General features: G+C 71.3%; 20 protein-coding genes and 2 pseudogenes. 10 read left to right on the top strand and 12 right to left on the bottom strand.

From position 1 onward, the window contains the following. Positions 1 to 33: 33 nt before the first annotated feature. Positions 34 to 831, bottom strand: coding sequence for an alpha/beta hydrolase (locus tag AB0C25_RS07210; RefSeq protein WP_357370488.1), 798 nt, complete (start codon positions 829 to 831; stop codon positions 34 to 36). A 111-nt stretch (positions 832 to 942) separates the two neighbouring features. On the opposite strand from AB0C25_RS07210, the gene AB0C25_RS07205 reads away from it, so the two are divergent. The 6 genes from AB0C25_RS07205 (at position 943) to AB0C25_RS07180 (ending at position 5427) form a co-directional block, all read left to right on the top strand. Further along, positions 943 to 1557: a helix-turn-helix transcriptional regulator gene (locus tag AB0C25_RS07205; protein WP_357370486.1), complete on the top strand. Its 615-nt coding sequence runs from the start codon at positions 943 to 945 to the stop codon at positions 1555 to 1557. Beyond that, entirely contained in the window at positions 1554 to 2246 is a 693-nt protein-coding gene (locus AB0C25_RS07200; RefSeq protein ID WP_357370484.1) for a hypothetical protein, read from the top strand. The genes AB0C25_RS07205 and AB0C25_RS07200 overlap by 4 nt, the downstream gene beginning before the upstream one ends. A 71-nt stretch (positions 2247 to 2317) precedes the next feature. Then, on the top strand, positions 2318 to 2632 hold the full coding sequence (locus tag AB0C25_RS07195) for a DUF2516 family protein (RefSeq protein WP_088950380.1): 315 nt from the start codon (positions 2318 to 2320) through the stop codon (positions 2630 to 2632). Continuing rightward, positions 2629 to 3516: an alpha/beta hydrolase gene (locus AB0C25_RS07190; RefSeq protein ID WP_357370482.1), complete on the top strand. Its 888-nt coding sequence runs from the start codon at positions 2629 to 2631 to the stop codon at positions 3514 to 3516. The genes AB0C25_RS07195 and AB0C25_RS07190 overlap by 4 nt, the downstream gene beginning before the upstream one ends. Positions 3517 to 3527: 11 nt before the next feature. Continuing rightward, the gene (locus AB0C25_RS07185) at positions 3528 to 4265 is read left to right on the top strand and encodes an alanyl-tRNA editing protein (protein ID WP_238660113.1); all 738 of its coding nucleotides are present in this window, start codon (positions 3528 to 3530) and stop codon (positions 4263 to 4265) included. 247 nt (positions 4266 to 4512) lie between these two features. Then, positions 4513 to 5427, top strand: coding sequence for an SDR family oxidoreductase (locus AB0C25_RS07180; protein WP_357370480.1), 915 nt, complete (start codon positions 4513 to 4515; stop codon positions 5425 to 5427). Here the strand turns inward: AB0C25_RS07180 and AB0C25_RS07175 are convergent. The 6 genes and pseudogenes from AB0C25_RS07175 to AB0C25_RS07150 all read right to left on the bottom strand — a co-directional run bounded on the left by AB0C25_RS07175 (position 5418) and on the right by AB0C25_RS07150 (position 9986). Beyond that, on the bottom strand, positions 5418 to 6386 hold the full coding sequence (locus AB0C25_RS07175; RefSeq protein ID WP_357370478.1) for a YafY family protein: 969 nt from the start codon (positions 6384 to 6386) through the stop codon (positions 5418 to 5420). The genes AB0C25_RS07180 and AB0C25_RS07175 overlap by 10 nt on opposite strands. 24 nt (positions 6387 to 6410) lie before the next feature. After that, entirely contained in the window at positions 6411 to 7052 is a 642-nt protein-coding gene (locus AB0C25_RS07170; protein ID WP_357371058.1) for a response regulator transcription factor, read from the bottom strand. Next, positions 7049 to 7243 carry an ATP-binding protein gene (locus tag AB0C25_RS07165; protein ID WP_357371056.1) on the bottom strand — a complete coding sequence of 65 codons (195 nt, stop codon included), beginning with the start codon at positions 7241 to 7243 and terminating at the stop codon, positions 7049 to 7051. The genes AB0C25_RS07170 and AB0C25_RS07165 overlap by 4 nt, the downstream gene beginning before the upstream one ends. A gap of 292 nt (positions 7244 to 7535) precedes the next feature. Continuing rightward, positions 7536 to 7661: pseudogene (locus AB0C25_RS07160) on the bottom strand (histidine kinase); the annotation flags it as partial. 668 nt (positions 7662 to 8329) lie between these two features. Continuing rightward, positions 8330 to 9064 carry an ABC transporter permease gene (locus tag AB0C25_RS07155; RefSeq protein ID WP_357370477.1) on the bottom strand — a complete coding sequence of 245 codons (735 nt, stop codon included), beginning with the start codon at positions 9062 to 9064 and terminating at the stop codon, positions 8330 to 8332. A 13-nt stretch (positions 9065 to 9077) separates the two neighbouring features. Beyond that, entirely contained in the window at positions 9078 to 9986 is a 909-nt protein-coding gene (locus AB0C25_RS07150; protein ID WP_357370475.1) for an ABC transporter ATP-binding protein, read from the bottom strand. 197 nt (positions 9987 to 10183) lie between these two features. On the opposite strand from AB0C25_RS07150, the gene AB0C25_RS07145 reads away from it, so the two are divergent. Further along, positions 10184 to 10975 carry an EI24 domain-containing protein gene (locus AB0C25_RS07145; protein WP_357370473.1) on the top strand — a complete coding sequence of 264 codons (792 nt, stop codon included), beginning with the start codon at positions 10184 to 10186 and terminating at the stop codon, positions 10973 to 10975. Position 10976: 1 nt separating this feature from the next. Then, on the top strand, positions 10977 to 11492 hold the full coding sequence (locus AB0C25_RS07140; RefSeq protein ID WP_357370471.1) for an O-acetyl-ADP-ribose deacetylase: 516 nt from the start codon (positions 10977 to 10979) through the stop codon (positions 11490 to 11492). Positions 11493 to 11558: 66 nt separating this feature from the next. On the opposite strand, the gene AB0C25_RS07135 is transcribed toward AB0C25_RS07140, so the two are convergent. Both AB0C25_RS07135 and AB0C25_RS07130 read right to left on the bottom strand, forming a co-directional pair. After that, on the bottom strand, positions 11559 to 11750 hold the full coding sequence (locus tag AB0C25_RS07135; RefSeq protein ID WP_357370469.1) for a DUF397 domain-containing protein: 192 nt from the start codon (positions 11748 to 11750) through the stop codon (positions 11559 to 11561). Beyond that, on the bottom strand, positions 11741 to 12544 hold the full coding sequence (locus tag AB0C25_RS07130) for a helix-turn-helix transcriptional regulator (RefSeq protein ID WP_357370467.1): 804 nt from the start codon (positions 12542 to 12544) through the stop codon (positions 11741 to 11743). Before AB0C25_RS07130 ends, AB0C25_RS07135 begins: the two co-directional genes overlap by 10 nt. 232 nt (positions 12545 to 12776) lie before the next feature. Here AB0C25_RS07130 and AB0C25_RS07125 point away from each other — a divergent pair. Both AB0C25_RS07125 and AB0C25_RS07120 read left to right on the top strand, forming a co-directional pair. Beyond that, positions 12777 to 13048, top strand: a pseudogene (locus AB0C25_RS07125) (hypothetical protein). Beyond that, a complete protein-coding gene (locus AB0C25_RS07120; RefSeq protein ID WP_357370465.1) occupies positions 13045 to 13320 on the top strand; it encodes a hypothetical protein in 276 nt (91 codons plus the stop codon). Before AB0C25_RS07125 ends, AB0C25_RS07120 begins: the two are co-directional and overlap by 4 nt. 43 nt (positions 13321 to 13363) lie before the next feature. Here the strand turns inward: AB0C25_RS07120 and AB0C25_RS07115 are convergent, their stop codons facing one another. The 3 genes from AB0C25_RS07115 to AB0C25_RS07105 form a co-directional block, all read right to left on the bottom strand. Beyond that, on the bottom strand, positions 13364 to 14260 hold the full coding sequence (locus AB0C25_RS07115; protein ID WP_357370463.1) for a GNAT family N-acetyltransferase: 897 nt from the start codon (positions 14258 to 14260) through the stop codon (positions 13364 to 13366). Between the two features lies 1 nt (position 14261). Then, positions 14262 to 14675, bottom strand: coding sequence for a RidA family protein (locus AB0C25_RS07110; protein ID WP_357370460.1), 414 nt, complete (start codon positions 14673 to 14675; stop codon positions 14262 to 14264). A 190-nt stretch (positions 14676 to 14865) separates the two neighbouring features. After that, a complete protein-coding gene (locus AB0C25_RS07105) occupies positions 14866 to 15873 on the bottom strand; it encodes a LacI family DNA-binding transcriptional regulator (RefSeq protein ID WP_357370458.1) in 1008 nt (335 codons plus the stop codon). Between the last annotated feature and the right edge of the window lie 87 nt (positions 15874 to 15960).

The following is a 15960-nucleotide window of genomic DNA, read 5'->3' as shown; positions in this document are numbered from 1 at the left end:
CACCGTCGTCGGGGCGGCTCGCCGCGCGTGCTGCTAACTCAGGAAGTCGAGCAGGGCGGCGTTGACCGGCTCCGGACGCTCCAGCGGCAGCAGGTGCGCGGCGTCCGGCACGTCGGGCAGTCGTACCGCGCCGGGGACCTCGGCGGCGATCCGGTCAGCGAGTCGACTGATGTCCGGCACGTCCGCGGCGCCGGCGGTGACCAGGACGGGGATCTTCAACTCGCCGAGGCGGCCGATCGCCGGTGGCATCAGTTCGCCCACCTCGACCGCGCCGAGCGCCAGTTCGGCGGCGAGGGCACGCTGGTCCATCTCCTGCGCGAACGCGAGCAGTTCCGGGTCGACGTGCTCCGGCTGGCGGGCCGGGCCGACCACCCAGAACCGCACCTCGCCAGCCGCCCCGGCGACGAAGTCGTCCGGGTCGACCTCTCCGACCAGGTCGTCCCAGAGGTCGTTCGCCTCCTCGGACCACTCGTTGCCGGAGACCGCGGTGTCGAACAGCGCGAGCGCGCTCACCCGGTCGGGGTGGGCCAGTGCGGTGTCGATGGCGACCGACCCGCCGAAGGAGCAGCCGACCAGGGCGGCCCGGGGCAGGTCGAGCGCGTCCAGCAGCCCGGCCACGTCGTCGTGGTGCGTGAACGGGGTGGGGGGCAACTCCGAGTCTCCGTAGCCGCGCAGGTCCGGAACGATCACCCGGTGTCGAGTGGCGAGCGCGGGCACCTGCCCCCGCCACATCCGCCGGTCGGCGATGCCGGCGTGCAGCAGCACGACCGGCGAACCGGTGCCGGCCTCGTCGTACGCGATGCTTGCTCCGTTGACTGTGATCTTGTGCACGAACGGACCGTACGGATCGGCGAAGCGGTGCGCAAACGGGTGCTGAGACGTTGCTAACTATGGCTAGCGTTTTGCTTGCAACAGCTAGCGCGATTGGTTAGCGTCGCTGGCATGGCCACACCCAAGGACCTTCCCGACGTCGGCGGGTTCATCCGCGATCTGCGGCGCAACGCCAAGATCTCGCTGCGGCAACTCGCCGAGCAGGCAGGGGTCAGCAACCCGTACCTGAGCCAGATCGAGCGCGGGCTGCGCAAGCCGAGCGCCGAGGTGCTTCAGCAACTGGCGAGCGCGCTGCGGGTCTCCACCCCGGCGATGTACCTGCGCGCCGGGCTGCTCGACGACAAGGAAGGCCACGGTGTGCTGGCCGCCATCGCGGTGGACGCCGACCTGACGATGGCCCAGAAGCAGTCGCTCAGCCAGATCTACGAGACGTTCCGCCGGGAGAACACCCGGCTGGCCGAGGCCACGGCCGAGGCCGAGGGCGCCGGCACGACCGGAGCGACCACTCCGACCGACGTCGCCGACCAGCCCGCCGACGTGGCCAACCTGGCCGCCACCGGCCCCACCACCGCAGGCGGCACCCCGACCGAGGCCGTGCTCGAGTCGGTCGCCGTCACCGAGGCGGGCACCGCACCCGCCCCGGGCAGCACCAGCACCCCCGAGAAGAAGGCCGCCGGTCCGGCGGCCCGCGAGGCCGCCACGGTGGCCGAAGAGGAGACCTCATGAGCGAGCCGAAGACCAACCGCATCCCCGCCCCGATCTACGCCGCCGCCGGCGCCGGTGAGTTGGCCATCGAGCACCTGCGCAAGCTGCCGGCCGTGGTCGGCGTCCTCGGCACCCGGGTCGTCGCCGACCTGGGCGGCCGGGCCGTGCTGACCGGCTTCGAGTTGCGGCAGAAGGCCACCGAGACGCTGCGTACCGCCAACGAGACCGCCGGCACGCTGCGCGAACTGGACCTGGCCAAGCTCCGCGAGTCGGCCGACCTGGCCAAGCTGCGCGAGGCCGCCGACCTCGACAAGCTGCGGGCTGCCGCGACCCGCAACGCCATCATGGTCTTCGCGGGCGCGCAGGCCGCCCAGGAACGGGCCTACGCGGCGTACGGCGCGCTTGTCGCCCGCGGCGAGCGGGTCGTCGGCGCCGGCGTGGTGGAGGCCGCCGAGACGGTCAACGCCGACATCGAGGCGACCGAGGCAGTGACGCCCGTCACCGCCACCCCGACCCCCGTCGACGTGTCGACCCCGGCCGAGGTGTCGACCGCCGACGTGCCGACCCCGGCCGACGTGGCCGAGATCGTCGAGGCCAAGCCGGCCGCCGCCAAGAAGGCCGCCCGTGCGCCGAAGGCTGCCAAGCCGGCCGCGACCCCGTCGGCGAAGCTTCCCGGGGCCACCAAGCGGACCCGCCCGGCGGCCGAATAGTTCGTCAGGTCGACGACCCCGGCGGCGTCCTTGTCGGACGTAGCCGGGGTCCTCGACATAAGCTTGCCGGCATGGCCAACGCCGCGCCGATCTTCGCGTTCGAAGTCCGCTACGTGATCGAGCTGATCCTGCTCGTCTTCGCACTGATCGTCCAGGGCGTCGCTCTGGTGCACGCGATCACCCAGCGCTCCGACGCCTTCCCCGCCATTGGCACCCTCCCGAAGGGCGGCTGGATCGCCATCCTCGCCGTCTGCCTCGTGCTGACCCTGCTGGGCTTCGGCCCGATCAGCCTCTTCGGTCTGATCGGCATCGCCGCCGGCCTGATCTACCTCCTCGACGTTCGGGTCGGTCTGCGCGACCTGAGCGACGGCAAAGGGTTCTGGTGAGAGGTTTTCGCTGGCCACCCCCACCGGACAGTGGACCCCGCACCTGGGGTCCCGGCCCGGGTGGGCCGCGTACCGGCCGACCGGCGCTGCCGGAGCCGGAGACCGAGCTGGTCGCCACCCCGCACGGCGTACGCCTGGAACGGCTGGTCACCGGCACCGGTGATCCGGTCACCGTCTTCGCCCACGGGCTGGGCAACGGCATCGCCACCACCCGCCCGTTCGGCAGTGGGGTGACCGGCCGCAAGGTGTTCTTCCAGTTCCGCGGGCACGGCCGTTCCGACGCCCCGGACGGGCCGTGGGACTACCTGGACCTGGCCCGGGATCTACGCGCGATCGCGGACCTCGGCGGGGCCAGCCGGGCGTTCGGCGCGAGCCTCGGCGCCGGTGCCCTCTGCCGGCTGCTCGCGGAGAGCCCGGAGCGGTTCGAGAAGCTGGTCTTCTTCCTGCCGGCGGTGCTCGACGAGCCGCGCGGGCCGGTCGCCCACGAACGGATCACGGATCTGCTGGCGGCGGTGCAGAGCGGGGAGGCCTCGGCGGTCGCCGACGTCGTCGCACTGGAGCTGCCCGCGGCGGTGCGCAACACACCGGCCGGCTGGGCGTACCTGCGGCAGCGGCTCGACCAGCTGCTGCGCGACGGTCTGGCCGACGGGCTGGGCACGCTGGCGGAGCAGACGTCGCTGCGCCAGATCGGCGACCTGGCGGCGGTCACCGCGCCGGCGCTTGTCATCGGCTGCGCGGGCGACGACCTGCACCCGGTCGAGGTCGCCGAGCGGCTCGCCGTCGCGCTGCCCCAGGCCACCCTGCACGTGTACGACAGGCCCGGCGTCCTCTGGACGGAACGCGCAGACCTGCGGGACCGCATCGCCGGCTTCCTGAACGAGTAACCTGCCCTGTCATGGGCGTCACACAACATGGCCGCACGCACCGGCTCGACCTCGCCGACCCGACCCTGCGGGAGTGGACGTGCACGGTCCTGCACGCCGACGCCGAGCAGGGCATCGTGCTGGACCGCTCGGCGTTCTACCCGGGCGGCGGCGGCCAACCACCGGACCACGGAGTGCTGCTGTGGCAGGGGGTGCAGACCCGGATCGTCGGCACCCGCAAGGGCGACGACCCGTACCTGATTCCCGCCGAGGGTGACCCGCTGCCGCCGGTCGGCACCGAGGTCGTCGGCGCGGTCGAGGACGAACGCCGTACCCGGCTGATGCGTACCCACTCGGGCCTGCACGTGCTCTGCGGTGTGGTGTTCCGCGACTTCGGCGCGCTGGTGACCGGCAACTCCATGGAGCCGGGTGAGGCCCGGATGGACTTCAACCTCCCCGAGGTGCCCCCGGACTTCAAGAGCCGCATCGAGGAGCTGGTCAACGCCGAGGTGGCCGCCGACCGCTCGGTCGCCACCCGGGTGCTGCCGCGTACCGAGGCGCTGGCCCTGCCGGACATCATCCGTACCCAGTCCAACCTCATCCCGCCGGACGAGCAGGAGGTCCGGATCGTCGACATCGTCGGGCTGGACGTGCAGGCCGACGGCGGCACCCACGTCGCGTCCACCGCGCAGATCGGCAAGGTGCAGGTCGTGAAGGTGGAGAGCAAGGGCCGGGCCAATCGCCGGGTCCGCGTCCGGTTGGTGGACTGAGACGGGTGGAGAAGCTCCTCGCCGTGATGCGGTAGAGGTCGCCGGGTGGCGAGATGCCCGCAGTGGCCCTGTAGAGCTGCCCCAGATATGGGGCGCGGTGCGGACGGCGGGTGCTGCCGCAGATTCGGCGAGAGCCGCCCCATTTGTGGGGCAGCTCTACAGGGAGCGCCGAGGTCTCCCGCGGTTCGCCAGAGCGGTCCGGGAATTCGGACGCCGGTTGTCAGGTATCGCTGGCAACGTCGCAGGCATGACACAACCGCTCGCAGGAAAGATCGCGCTCGTCGCCGGCGCCACCCGGGGGGCCGGCCGGCAGATCGCGATCCAGCTCGGTGCCGCTGGCGCCACCGTCTACGCCACCGGCCGCAGCAGCAGTGCCGGCCGCTCGGAGATGAATCGGCCGGAGACCATCGAGGAGACCGCCGAGGCGGTCACCGCGGCCGGTGGCACCGGCATCGCCGTTCGGGTCGACCATCTGGTGCCGGAGCAGGTCCGCGACCTGGTCGCCCGGATCGACGCCGAGCAGGGCCAACTCGACGTGCTGGTCAACGACATCTGGGGTGGCGACCCGTTGGTCACCTGGGACAAGCCGGTCTGGGAGCAGCCCCTGGACGCCGGCTTCCGCACCCTGCGGCTGGCCATCGACACGCACATCATCACCAGCCACTTCGCCCTGCCGCTGCTGATCCGCAAGCCCGGCGGCCTGGTGGTGGAGATGGGCGACGGCACGAAGGCGTACAACGACGAGAACTACCGGCTCTCGGTCTTCTACGACCTGGCCAAGGTGTCGGTCACCCGGCTCGCCTTCAGTCAGGCGCACGAGCTGAAGCCGCACGGCTGCACGGCCGTGGCGCTCACCCCCGGTTGGATCCGTTCCGAGGCGATGCTCGAGCACTTCGGCGTGACCGAGGACAACTGGCGTGACGGCGCCGCCACCGACCCGAACTTCCTCATCTCGGAGACGCCGGCCTTCGTCGGCCGCGCGGTGGCCGCGCTCGCCGCCGACGAGGACAAGGCCCGCTGGAACGGCCAGTCCGTCGACGCCGGCACGCTGTCCAAGGTGTACGGCTTCACCGACCTCGACGGCAGCCAACCCGAGGGGTTCCGCTACATCACCGAGGTGGTCGACGCGGGCAAGCCGGCGGACGTGACCGGCTACCGGTAGAGCGCGCCGAGGCGGTCGGCCGCGTCGGCCAACAACTGCCGCAACTCGGGGGGGTCGAGCACCTCCACCTCGGGGCCGAGCCCCAGCAGTTGGCGGTACGCCACCGGGACCGACTCGACCGGCAGCCGGGCCACCACCCAGCCCTGCCCGTCGGGCGGACCGGCGGCGGCGACCACCTCGTCGTACACGAAGGGGGCGTCGACCAGGTGCCGGAGCTGGCGCAGGCCGGCGGGGCTCAGCCGGACGACGACCTCGGCCCGCAGCATGGTCCGCAGGAACGACCCGGCCTGCTCACGCCAGTGCCCGGCCAGGTCGAAGCCCTCGTCACGGTCGAACTGCTCGTCGCCCACCTCGACCCCGGTGACCCGGTCCACCCGGTAGGTGCGCACGTCGTCGCCGGCCCAACCGACCAGATACCAGACCGCACTCTTCAGCACCAGGCCGTACGGCTGGACCCGGCGGGTCACCTCCCGGTCGCCGCGCCGGTAGCGCAGCTCCACCACCCGGTCCGCCCAGACCGCCCGGGCCAGCTCGGGAAGCCAGAGCGGTGGCGGGGTCTCCCGAAACCAGCCCGGTACGTCCAGGTGGAACCGCTGCCCGGCACGGGCCGGGGCGTCGCGCAGGGCGGGTGGCAGCGCGGCGAGCACCTTCAGCTCGGCGGACGCGACCGCGTCGGCGAGCCCCATCTCACCGGCCGGCCCGGGCAGACCGCTGAGGAAGAGCGCCTCCGCCTCGTCCCGGGTCAGCCCGGTCAGTCGGGTGCGGTAGCCGCCGAGCAGCCGGTAACCGCCGGCCCGACCCCGGTCGGCGTAGACCGGCACCCCGGCGGCGGAGAGGGCCAGCACGTCCCGGTAGACGGTCCGCTCGGAGACCTCCAACTCCCGCGCCAGCTCGCTCGCGGTCATCGACCCGCGCGCCTGCAACAGCAACAGCAACGAGATCAGTCGGGACGCGCGCACCCGCCCATCCTGCCCGGTGCCCGCTCACCGCCCGCCGGGCGTCAGCAACCCCCGGTCGTACGCGGTGGCCACCGCGGCGGCGCGGTCGTTGACCCCGAGCTTGGCGTACACGTGCAGCAGGTGCGTCTTGACGGTGGCCTCGCTGATGAACAGGCGGGTCGCCGCCTCCCGGTTGGAGGCACCCCGGGCCACCAGGGTGAGCACCTCCAGCTCCCGTTGACTCAGCGGCTCCTCGGCGGGAGCGCGCAGCCGACCCATCAGCCGCCCGGCGACGCTCGGCGCGAGCACCGGCTCACCACGGGCCGCCGCCCGGACCGCGCGCACCAGGTCTTCCCGAGGGGTGTCCTTGAGCAGGTAACCGGTCGCACCGGCCTCGATCGCCGGCAGCACGTCCGCGTCCGTGTCGTAGGTGGTGAGCACCAGCACCCGGGCGGTGCTCCCGGCGCGAGCCAGCCGGCCGATGGCGGTCACCCCGTCCATCCCGGGCATCCGTAGGTCCATCAGCACCACGTCCGGCCGCAGCGTCGCGATCAGGGCCAGCGCCTCCGAACCGTCCGCGGCCTCGCCGACCACCTCGAAATCGGGGTCGCCGGTGAACATCCCCCGCAGGCCGTCCCGCACGACCGGATGGTCGTCGACGATCAGCAGTCGTATCGGGGCGGTCAACCGGCACCTCCGGGTAGCGCGGGGACGGACGCCGAGATCGCGGTGCCGCCGCCCGGCTCGGATTCGACGGCCAACTCGCCACCGACCCGGGTCACCCGTTGCCGCATGGCGGTCAGCCCGTACCCGCCGCCCGGCTCGCGGGGCGCCGGCCGGTCGGTGACGTCGAAGCCGGCCCCGTCGTCCCCGGACATCGAGCGTGACCACGTCCGCCATGTACGACAGGGTCAGCCCGACCCGCGACGCGTCGGCGTGTCGGGCCACGTTGGACAGCGCCTCCTGGGCGGCCCGCAGCAGGGTCACCTCCACCTCCGGGTGCAGCGGGCGGGGCGTGCCGGTGGTGGCCACGTCGGCCCGTACCCCGTTCCGAGCCGACCAGCGTCCGCCCAGCTCGACGAGGGCGTCCGGCAGCCGGGCCGTCTCCAACGGTTCCGGGCGCACCGCCTGTACCGAGCGGCGGGCCTCGGTGAGGCTCTCCCGGGCCAGCGCGAGCGCGTTGTCGACGTGCCGGCGCCAGTCGGCGGACCGGTCGCGGCCCTGCTCGGCCGCCTCCAGTTGGGTGATGATGCCGGTCAACCCCTGCGCCAGGGTGTCGTGGATCTCCCGCGCCATCCGTTGCCGCTCGTCCAGCACCCCGGCCTCCCGGGCCTGGGTGAGCAGTTGGGCGTGCAGCCCGGCGTTCTCCCGGACCGTCTCGGTGAGTTGGCGGTTGGTCTCGCCGAGTTCCGCCACCAACCGCCTCCGTTTGGCGTCCTCCTGCTCGGCGACAATCGCGAACCAGCTCGCCGAACCGGCCACCACCAGGTTGAAGAGCACCAGCAACAGCCAGAGCGGCAGGCGCGATGTCACCACCGACAGGCCACCGCCCTGCGACGTGGCGACGAGGATTGCCGTGGTGACCACGCCGGCGACCCGCCAGCGCCCGGGCAGCACCGGAAAGGCATGGATGTAACCGACCCAGGCGAAAAAGCCGTACCACGGACTGGCGGCCACCAGCACGGCGGCGAACGCGAGCAGCCCGGCGTAGTAGACCGCCATCAGCGTGCGCCGGCTCTGCCAGCCGGGATGCAGGGTGACGAACCAGGCGACCCAGCATCCGGCCGCCACGGCGATGGCGAGGGTGGGCGCGGGGGCGAGGGCCCGGGGTGCCGGCGCGACGAGGGCCAGCAGGGTGCCCAGAGTCAGCCCGCCGAAGGGGAACACGCGATAGAGGCTCGCTTCGCGCTCCCGCCAACTGGTCAGACGGTCGTGCTCACCGCTGCAGGTCATCGCATCTTCGCTCACTCCCAGCGGAACAGTTTCGCCGCACCGGCGCCGGCCACCACGGCGATCACCGCCATTATCCCCAGGTGCAGCGGCTGCGGCGGCGTGCCGGTCCAGGCGTCGAAGAGCGCCTGCACACCGGGCGGCGTGTAGTCGCCGATCCGCGCCACGACGTCCGGGAGCAGGAATCGGGGGAGATAGACGCCGCCGAAGAACATGGTGACCAGGAACAGCGGCACGGCCAGGGCCTGGGCCGCCTTCGTCGTCCGGGCCACGGCGGCGACCAGCAGGCCGAGAGCCAGCAGCGCCGCCGTACCGAGCACGAACGCCAGCGCGAAGCCGAGCGGGTGCCGGGGCAGCGGCACCCCGAAGGCCAACCGGGCGACGACGATGAGAAGCAGCGCGCTGGCCAGGATTCCGGCCAGGGCCAGCACCAGTTGGGCGGCGAGCAGAGCCGCCGGGTGCGCGGGGGTGGTCGCCAGCCGGCGCAGCACGCCGCGTTCCCGGTAGGTGGCCAACACGGCGGGCAGGGTGTTCACCCCCACCATGGCGAGGGTGACCACCAGCAGCGACGGCGCGAAGTAGCTGACGAAGGTCTGGCCGTCGAAGTTCGGATCCGGCTCGCGGAGCGCCGGGATCAGCCCCAACACCGTCAGGATCAGGGTGGGCAGCCCGACGGTGGTGAGCAGCGTCGGCCGGTCCCGCAGGTAGAGCCGTGCCTCGATCCTCAGGATCTGGCGAAAGGCGTGCATGGTGGCTCCCTTCTCAGTTGGTGGACCGGTGCCCGGTCAGCTCCACGAAGGCGTCGTCGAGGGTGGACTGCTCCAACCGCAGGTCCGCGGCGACGATCTGGTGACGGGCGAGCACCGAGGTGACCGCGTGCAGCAACTCCCCGGTGCCGGTCACCACCACCTGGCTGCCGGTGCGGTGCACGTCGGTGACCTCGGGCAGGTCGGTGAGGAGCCGGTCGTCGACCGGGACCGACGGCCGGAACCGGATCCGCTGCTCCGGCGCCACCGTCGACACCAGGCCCGCCGGGCTGTCCAGCGCGACGACCCGGCCCCGGTCGATCACCGCGACCCGGTCGCAGAGCCGCTCGGCCTCCTCCATGAAGTGGGTGACCAGCACGATCGTCACCCCGCTGTCGCGGACCTGTTCGATGAGGCCCCAGGTGTCCCGGCGGGCCTGCGGGTCCAGCCCGGTGGTCAGCTCGTCGAGGATGGCGATCTCCGGATTGCCCACCAGGGCCAGCGCGATGGAGAGGCGCTGCTTCTGACCACCGGAGAGCTTCTTGTACGCGGTGTCCCGCTTCTCGCCGAGACCCAGCTTGTCGATCAACGCGGCCGGGTCGGCCGGGTTGCGGTAGAACGAGGCGTACAACTCCAGTGCCTCGGCCACCCGCAGCCGGTCCGGCAGTTGACTCTCCTGGAGTTGCACCCCGACCCGCTGGCGTAGCTGGGCCGCGTCCCGGCGAGGGTCGAGCCCGAGGACCGACACCTCGCCCCCGTCCGGGACACGCAGCCCGGCGACGCATTCCACGGTGGTGGTCTTGCCGGCGCCGTTCGGGCCGAGCACGCCGAAGATCTCGCCGGGCTCCACCGCGAACGACACGTCCTCCACGGCCACCAGATCGCCGTACCGCTTCCTCAGGTGGGTCACCTGGATGACCGACATCGTGCCGCCTCCCGCCGCTGGCCTCGTACCCCTCAAGGGTCGTCGGGGTGACCCGGCGGCGAATCGACCGGTCGGCGATGATCGCCGGTGTCCCCGGTTGATCGCTCCCGTCCGTCAACCGGTTGATGCGTGCGGTGCGGGTCGTTGCTAGCGCGCTGCCCGGCGGATTCGATCACCGCTCGCTAGGCTGCTCGATCGTGGACGTCAGCAGAGTCGCCAGCCCGGTCACCGGGGTCGTCGGACGCTTCTTCGCCGGAGCGGGGCTACTCCTGCGCGGGCTGGGTCTCTACGTCCGCAGCCCGGGGCTGATGCTGCTCGGCGTCGTGCCGGCGTTGATCTCCGGCGCGCTCTTCCTGGCCGCGCTCGCCACCCTGGTGTACTTCGTGGACGACCTCGCCGCGCTTGTCACCCCGTTCGCCGACGACTGGTCGACCACGTCCCGCAGCCTGGTCCGGGTGATCGCCGGGCTGGCCTTCCTGGGCGTTGGCGGCCTGCTCGGAGTGCTCACCTTCACCGCGGTGACCCTGGTCATCGGCGACCCGTTCTACGAGAAGATCTCCGAGCGGGTCGAGCAGCGGTACGGCGGCACGCCCGGAGCGGTCGACGTGCCGTTCTGGTCGTCGCTGCGGCGCAGCCTCGCCGACTCGGTACGGCTGGTGGCACTCACGGTGCTGGTGGGGATTCCGCTGTTCGTCGCCGGCTTCATCCCGGTGGTTGGTCAGACGGTCGTCCCGGTAATCGGGGCGGCGGTGGGCGGGTGGTTCCTCGCCGTGGAGCTGGTCGGCGCGCCGTTCTACCGGCGCGGGATGCGGCTGCCGCAGCGCCGGACGATCCTGAAGGCCGACCGGGCCACCTCGCTCGGCTTCGGGGTGGCGGTCTTCCTCTGCTTCCTCATCCCACTCGGCGCGGTGCTGATCATGCCGGCGGCGGTCGCCGGTGCCACCCTGCTGGCCCGCCGCTCGATGGGCCAGTCGATCGAGAAGGACTGACATGGAGATCACCCTGGTCGAGGGGGACATCACCACCCAACGGGTGGACGCCATCGTGAACGCCGCCAACTCGTCGCTGCTCGGCGGCGGTGGCGTCGACGGCGCGATCCACCGGCGCGGTGGACCGGCCATCCTGGCCGAGTGCCGGGCGCTGCGGGCGTCCCACTACGGCAAGGGCCTGCGCACCGGTCAGGCGGTGGCGACGACCGCCGGAGAGCTACCGGCTCGCTGGGTGATCCACACCGTCGGCCCGGTCTGGTCGGCGAGCGAGGACCGGTCGGCGTTGCTGCGCGACTGTTACGCCAACAGCCTGCGGGTGGCCGACGAGTTGGCCGCGTCCACTGTGGCGTTCCCACTGATTTCCGCCGGCATCTACGGCTGGCCGATCGACGACGCGGTCCGGCAGGCACTGTCGGTGCTGCGCTCGGCCACGCCGGTCGCCGTCACCGAGGCACGCCTGGTGCTCTTCGGCGCCGACACCCACGCCATCGCCCGCCAGGTCTTCGACACCGCCTGACGTCGGCGCGCCACCGCCTCCGCCTCGATCAGGTCGGACAGGCGTCAATCAAGCGGCTTGACGTGATCACTCGCGTCCGGAGTACTCCGCGAGGAAGGCGCGCCATGCTGCCGGCCCAAAGGTCAGGGTCCCGCCATCACGGACCTTGGAATCCCGGACCAGCACGACGCCGGGCAGGTTGTCAGCGACCTCGACACAGTTGCCGCCGTTCGTCCCGGACTTCGTTGACGTGCGCCAACGGGCGTCGGTCATGTCCATGTCTTCGCCGCTTCCTTGATCAGATCTAGAGAGGGTCGGCGGGGGAGTGCGTCTCGCAGGACGGCCTCCCACGTCTTTTGGAGAGTAGCAATCTCGGCCGCGCCGCTGACGGTCTGCGATCGCACCTGGTAGTCCGTATGCCCGACGACTGTGTCGTCGGGCATCGTGGCGAGGATGAACCCTCCTTGAAGGCCAGGGTAGAGCCCGGCATCATCCGGCACGACATGAATTTGCACGTGCGGCAGCTCGGCGACGACTGCGAGGTGTTCGAGCTGTTCACGTATTAGTGTGCGGTCGTCGTTCACGGTTCGACGGAGCACTGCCGCATCAAGCACGATCACCACGTGAGGCGGTTCCTCGCGATTGAGTATCGCCTGCCGGTCCATCCGCGACCGTACCCGTCGCCTGATCTGTTCAACGGTGAGAAGCCCACCGGCTTGAAGTATCGCCCGTGCGTATGTCTCGGTCTGTAGAAGCCCCGGCACGAAGGCGGGCTCGTACCACCTAAGGGCCTTCGCCTGATCTTCGAAGGTGATCCACTCCCGAAGCCACACGGGAGCCATGTCGAGTGCGACGAGCCGTTCGAGCAGCCGCACGAAGATTCCGCCCGTCTTCAGGGCCTTGTCGATGGCTGCTACGTAGTCGCTGGTAGGCGGGCGGGTGCCGGTCTCGACGGCGCTGACATGAGTGCCTGAGTAGCTGATGAACCTGCCGAATTCGTCTTGGTTCATTCCCCGTGCGGTCCGCGCATGGCGCAGCTCGTCGAGCAGGATTTCCGCTGCAGTGATGCTCACGTTCCCCAACCCTCCCCCAACATGTCAACCCGTCCCCTCAGCGACCCTCGTCAACGGCAACGCGTCCCGCCGATGTCGCTCCACCATGGCCGATTCGCTATCGAGGTTAGGCGGTTACCGAGAAGAGTTCCATGAACAGGACCGCCTCCGGCGAATCGGCCAGAAAGGTCCCTCTGGATCTGGGGATAAGGGGGAACGGGTGCCCAACAACAAGCCCGGGTCCGCGCGGAAGGTGAAATCGGGCGATGTCCTGCACCTGACCCGCGCGGCGAGTGTGCAGTTCTGCGGCCGATCTTCGTCCGCGTGATCCGGCTTCCCGACTGGGTGACGTATGACGGCTGGCTCTGGATCGAGGGCTACGAGCTGGGTCCGAGGGGCGAGGCGGTCGTACGGCGGTCGCTCTTCGTGCAGACGGCTGGGCTGATCTGGCGGGACGCTCCGGTGCCAGCCGTCCGGCCTACGACCCGTCGACCGGTCCGCCGTGGACCGGTGAGGGTTGCATGAAGGCCCAACCTCGGCCGCACCTGCCGATGCGCCCGGCATGGCTGTGTCGCAACTGCGCTGCGCCTTGGCCCTGCGGTCCGGCTCAACTCGACCTTGTTGCCGAGTTCTACGGTCACTCGATCGCTCTGGCGTTCTACCTGGCCTCGTCGATGCAAGAAGCTGTCGACGACATGTACGGCCTGGGCGGGTGCCCGGATCTTGCCGTGATGCACAGCCGCTTTCTGGGGTGGCTGTCCCTGGCCCGTCGATCACGTCGAGACAATCGCCGCTGAGGCGAGAACGGGCTCGACCTCGCCTCAAGGCTGATTGGTCAGGTCAGGTCAGGTCGGCCAGGCAGGACCACTGGGACGCCACCGGCCGGTAGCCCAGTCGGGCGTTGATCGCCAGCATCGAGGCATTGGTCTCGTCGTTCGAGGTGTACGCGATCCGTACGCCGTTGGCGGCGGCCCGGTGCAGCGCCGCCGTCTTGGCCAGCCGGGCCAGCCCCTGCCCCCGGTACGCCGGGACGCTGCCCGTGTAGTCCGACCACATCCGGTCCCCGTCCCGCTTCACGAGGCTGAAGGCGACCACTTCACCGTCGATCTCGGCGGCGGTGCTGGCCGTCTTGTCCAGCCCGAGGTTGTTCCACACGTCGTACTGCCAGCTCTCGTAGCTGATCGCGTCGACCGGCACGTCGCCCGGTTCGTCCGCTGCCGAGGCCACGTTGGCCACGTACAGCAGGTGGGGGTCCAGGTCGGCGATCGGGCGCAGCCGTACGCCCGGGGGCGGCTCGGGCAGCGCTGGCGCCGGATTCAGGTCGAGTGCCGAGTAGCGCACCTCTCGGCTCGGCTCGTAACCGTGTCGGCGGGCGAACGGCAGCGCCTCCGGCTGTGCCATGGCACGCACCCGGCGGATCCCCAACGGGCGGAGGTGGTCGGTCGCGGCGGTCAGCAGGGCCGTCCCGACGCCGCTCCGCCGGTGCTCCGGGTGCACGTGCAGCAGGTTGATGCCGCCGACGTTCGCCATCGATGTCGAGGTGATCCGTTCGGCGGACACCCAGCCGACCACCCGCGCGTCGACCTCGGCCACGAAGGCGGTCCAGTCCTCCTCGGGCGGCGGCTCGGCGATCATCTTCCGGGTCGACTCGACACCGCGCACCAGGTACGGAACGACCGTCGCCCGCAGGGCCACCACGGCCGGGGCGTCGTCCGGCGTTGCCACCCGAATCCGCATGTCAGGCCCCCGTCCGTACGGCGGCGACGGCCTCGACCTCGACGAGTTGGTCGGAGTAGCCGAGCACGGCAACACCGAGCAGGGTGCTGGGCGGATCATGGTCGCCGAAGAAGTCCCGCACCACCTCCCAGACGGTCACCAGGTCGGCCTGCCGGGAGGACGCCACATACACGGTGGTCTTGACGACGTCGGTGGGGGTGGCGCCGGCCGCGGCGAGGGCGGTCTTGAGGTTCGCCAGCACCTGCCGGGCCTGTGCGGCGTGATCGCCCGGCGCGACGGTGCGTCCCTCGGCGTCGAGCGGGCAGGCACCAGCGGTGAAGACCAGTCGCGTGCCTGGTTCGACGGTGGCCGCGTAGGCGTATTCGGCGACGTCGGAGAGTGCGGGAACGTGCAGCAGCGCGACATGATCCGGCATGCCGGCGAGGCTAACCACGATCGCCCGCCGAAGCGAGGAATTAACCTCGCGCCCGTACGGCGAGGAGGCAGCAACTTCAGGGTTGTTGGTGCCTCGGGACGCCGTGAGGCACCAACAACCCTGAAGTTGTGCGGATCTTGCCGCGGCGTGCGGGCGTGGGGCGTGCGGGCGTGCGGGCGCGCCCGCGCGGTCAGGCGGAGGCGCGGCGGATCAGTTCGGTGGGGAGCATGACCGACTGTTCGATCGTTTCGCCGGCGGCGAGGCGGAGCAGTTGCTGGGTCATCCGCCGGCCGAGTTCCACGATCGGCTGCCGGACGGTGGTCAGCGGTGGCTCGGTGTAGGCGGCGGTTTCGATGTCGTCGAAGCCGATGACCGCGACGTCCTCCGGCACCCGCCGGCCGGCTTCGCGCAGCGTCCGCAGGGCGGCGTGCGCCATCAGGTCGGAGGCGGCGAAGACACCGTCCAGGTCGGGGTGTTCGGTGAGCAGCCGGTGCATCGCCGCCGACCCGGACTCCCTGGTGAAGTCGCCGACGGCGACCAACTCGGGCAGCCCCGCGTCGTGGACCGCGCTGCGGTAACCGGTGAGTCGTTCGATTCCGGCGATCATGTCCTGCGGGCCGGCGATGGTGGCGATCCGCCGCCGACCGCTGGCGACGAGGTGTCGGACGGCTGCGGTCACCCCGCCCACGTGGTCGACGTCGACGTACGGCACGGGTCCGTCGCCGAGCGGCCGGCCGCTGACCACGACCGGGATGCCGAGCCGGGCAAGTGTGCCGGGCAGCGGGTCGGCACCGTGCAGCGAGGCGAAGAGCACCCCGTCGACGTGCCGGCCGGTGGTGTACCGCTCGACCCGGTGGTGTCCGGCCGGTGAACCGGCGAGCATCAGCACCAGTTGCTTGTCGGCGGCCTCCAGTTCCTGGCTGACGCCACGGATGATGCCGGGGAAGACCTGGTCGTCGGAGAAGACCCGGGTGGCCGCCTCCGGCATGACCAGGGCGATCGAGTCGGTGCGTTGGGTGACCAGGCTGCGGGCGGCGAGGTTCGGCACGTAGCCCAGCTCGGCGACCGCCCGGGTGACCGCCTCCCGGATCGGCTCGGCGACGGTTGTGGAGCCGTTGACAACCCGGGACACGGTGGCCCGGGACACCCCGGCCCGCGCCGCCACCGCTTCGAGCGTCGGCCGTTGCACCGTCGTCATCGCGCCTTCCTCACGCTCGTCACCGCCCGTACCGGGCGCTCAACGCCGGCACCTGGCCTTCAGTGTGCGCCGCTGCGTCACGACAGC

Origin of the sequence: Micromonospora sp. NPDC048839 (assembly GCF_040649915.1) — a bacterium.
In the GTDB taxonomy this organism is placed as follows: domain Bacteria; phylum Actinomycetota; class Actinomycetes; order Mycobacteriales; family Micromonosporaceae; genus Micromonospora.
The sequence above is the reverse complement of the archived record's forward strand: the minus strand, read 5'-3'. Positions and strand labels throughout refer to the sequence as shown.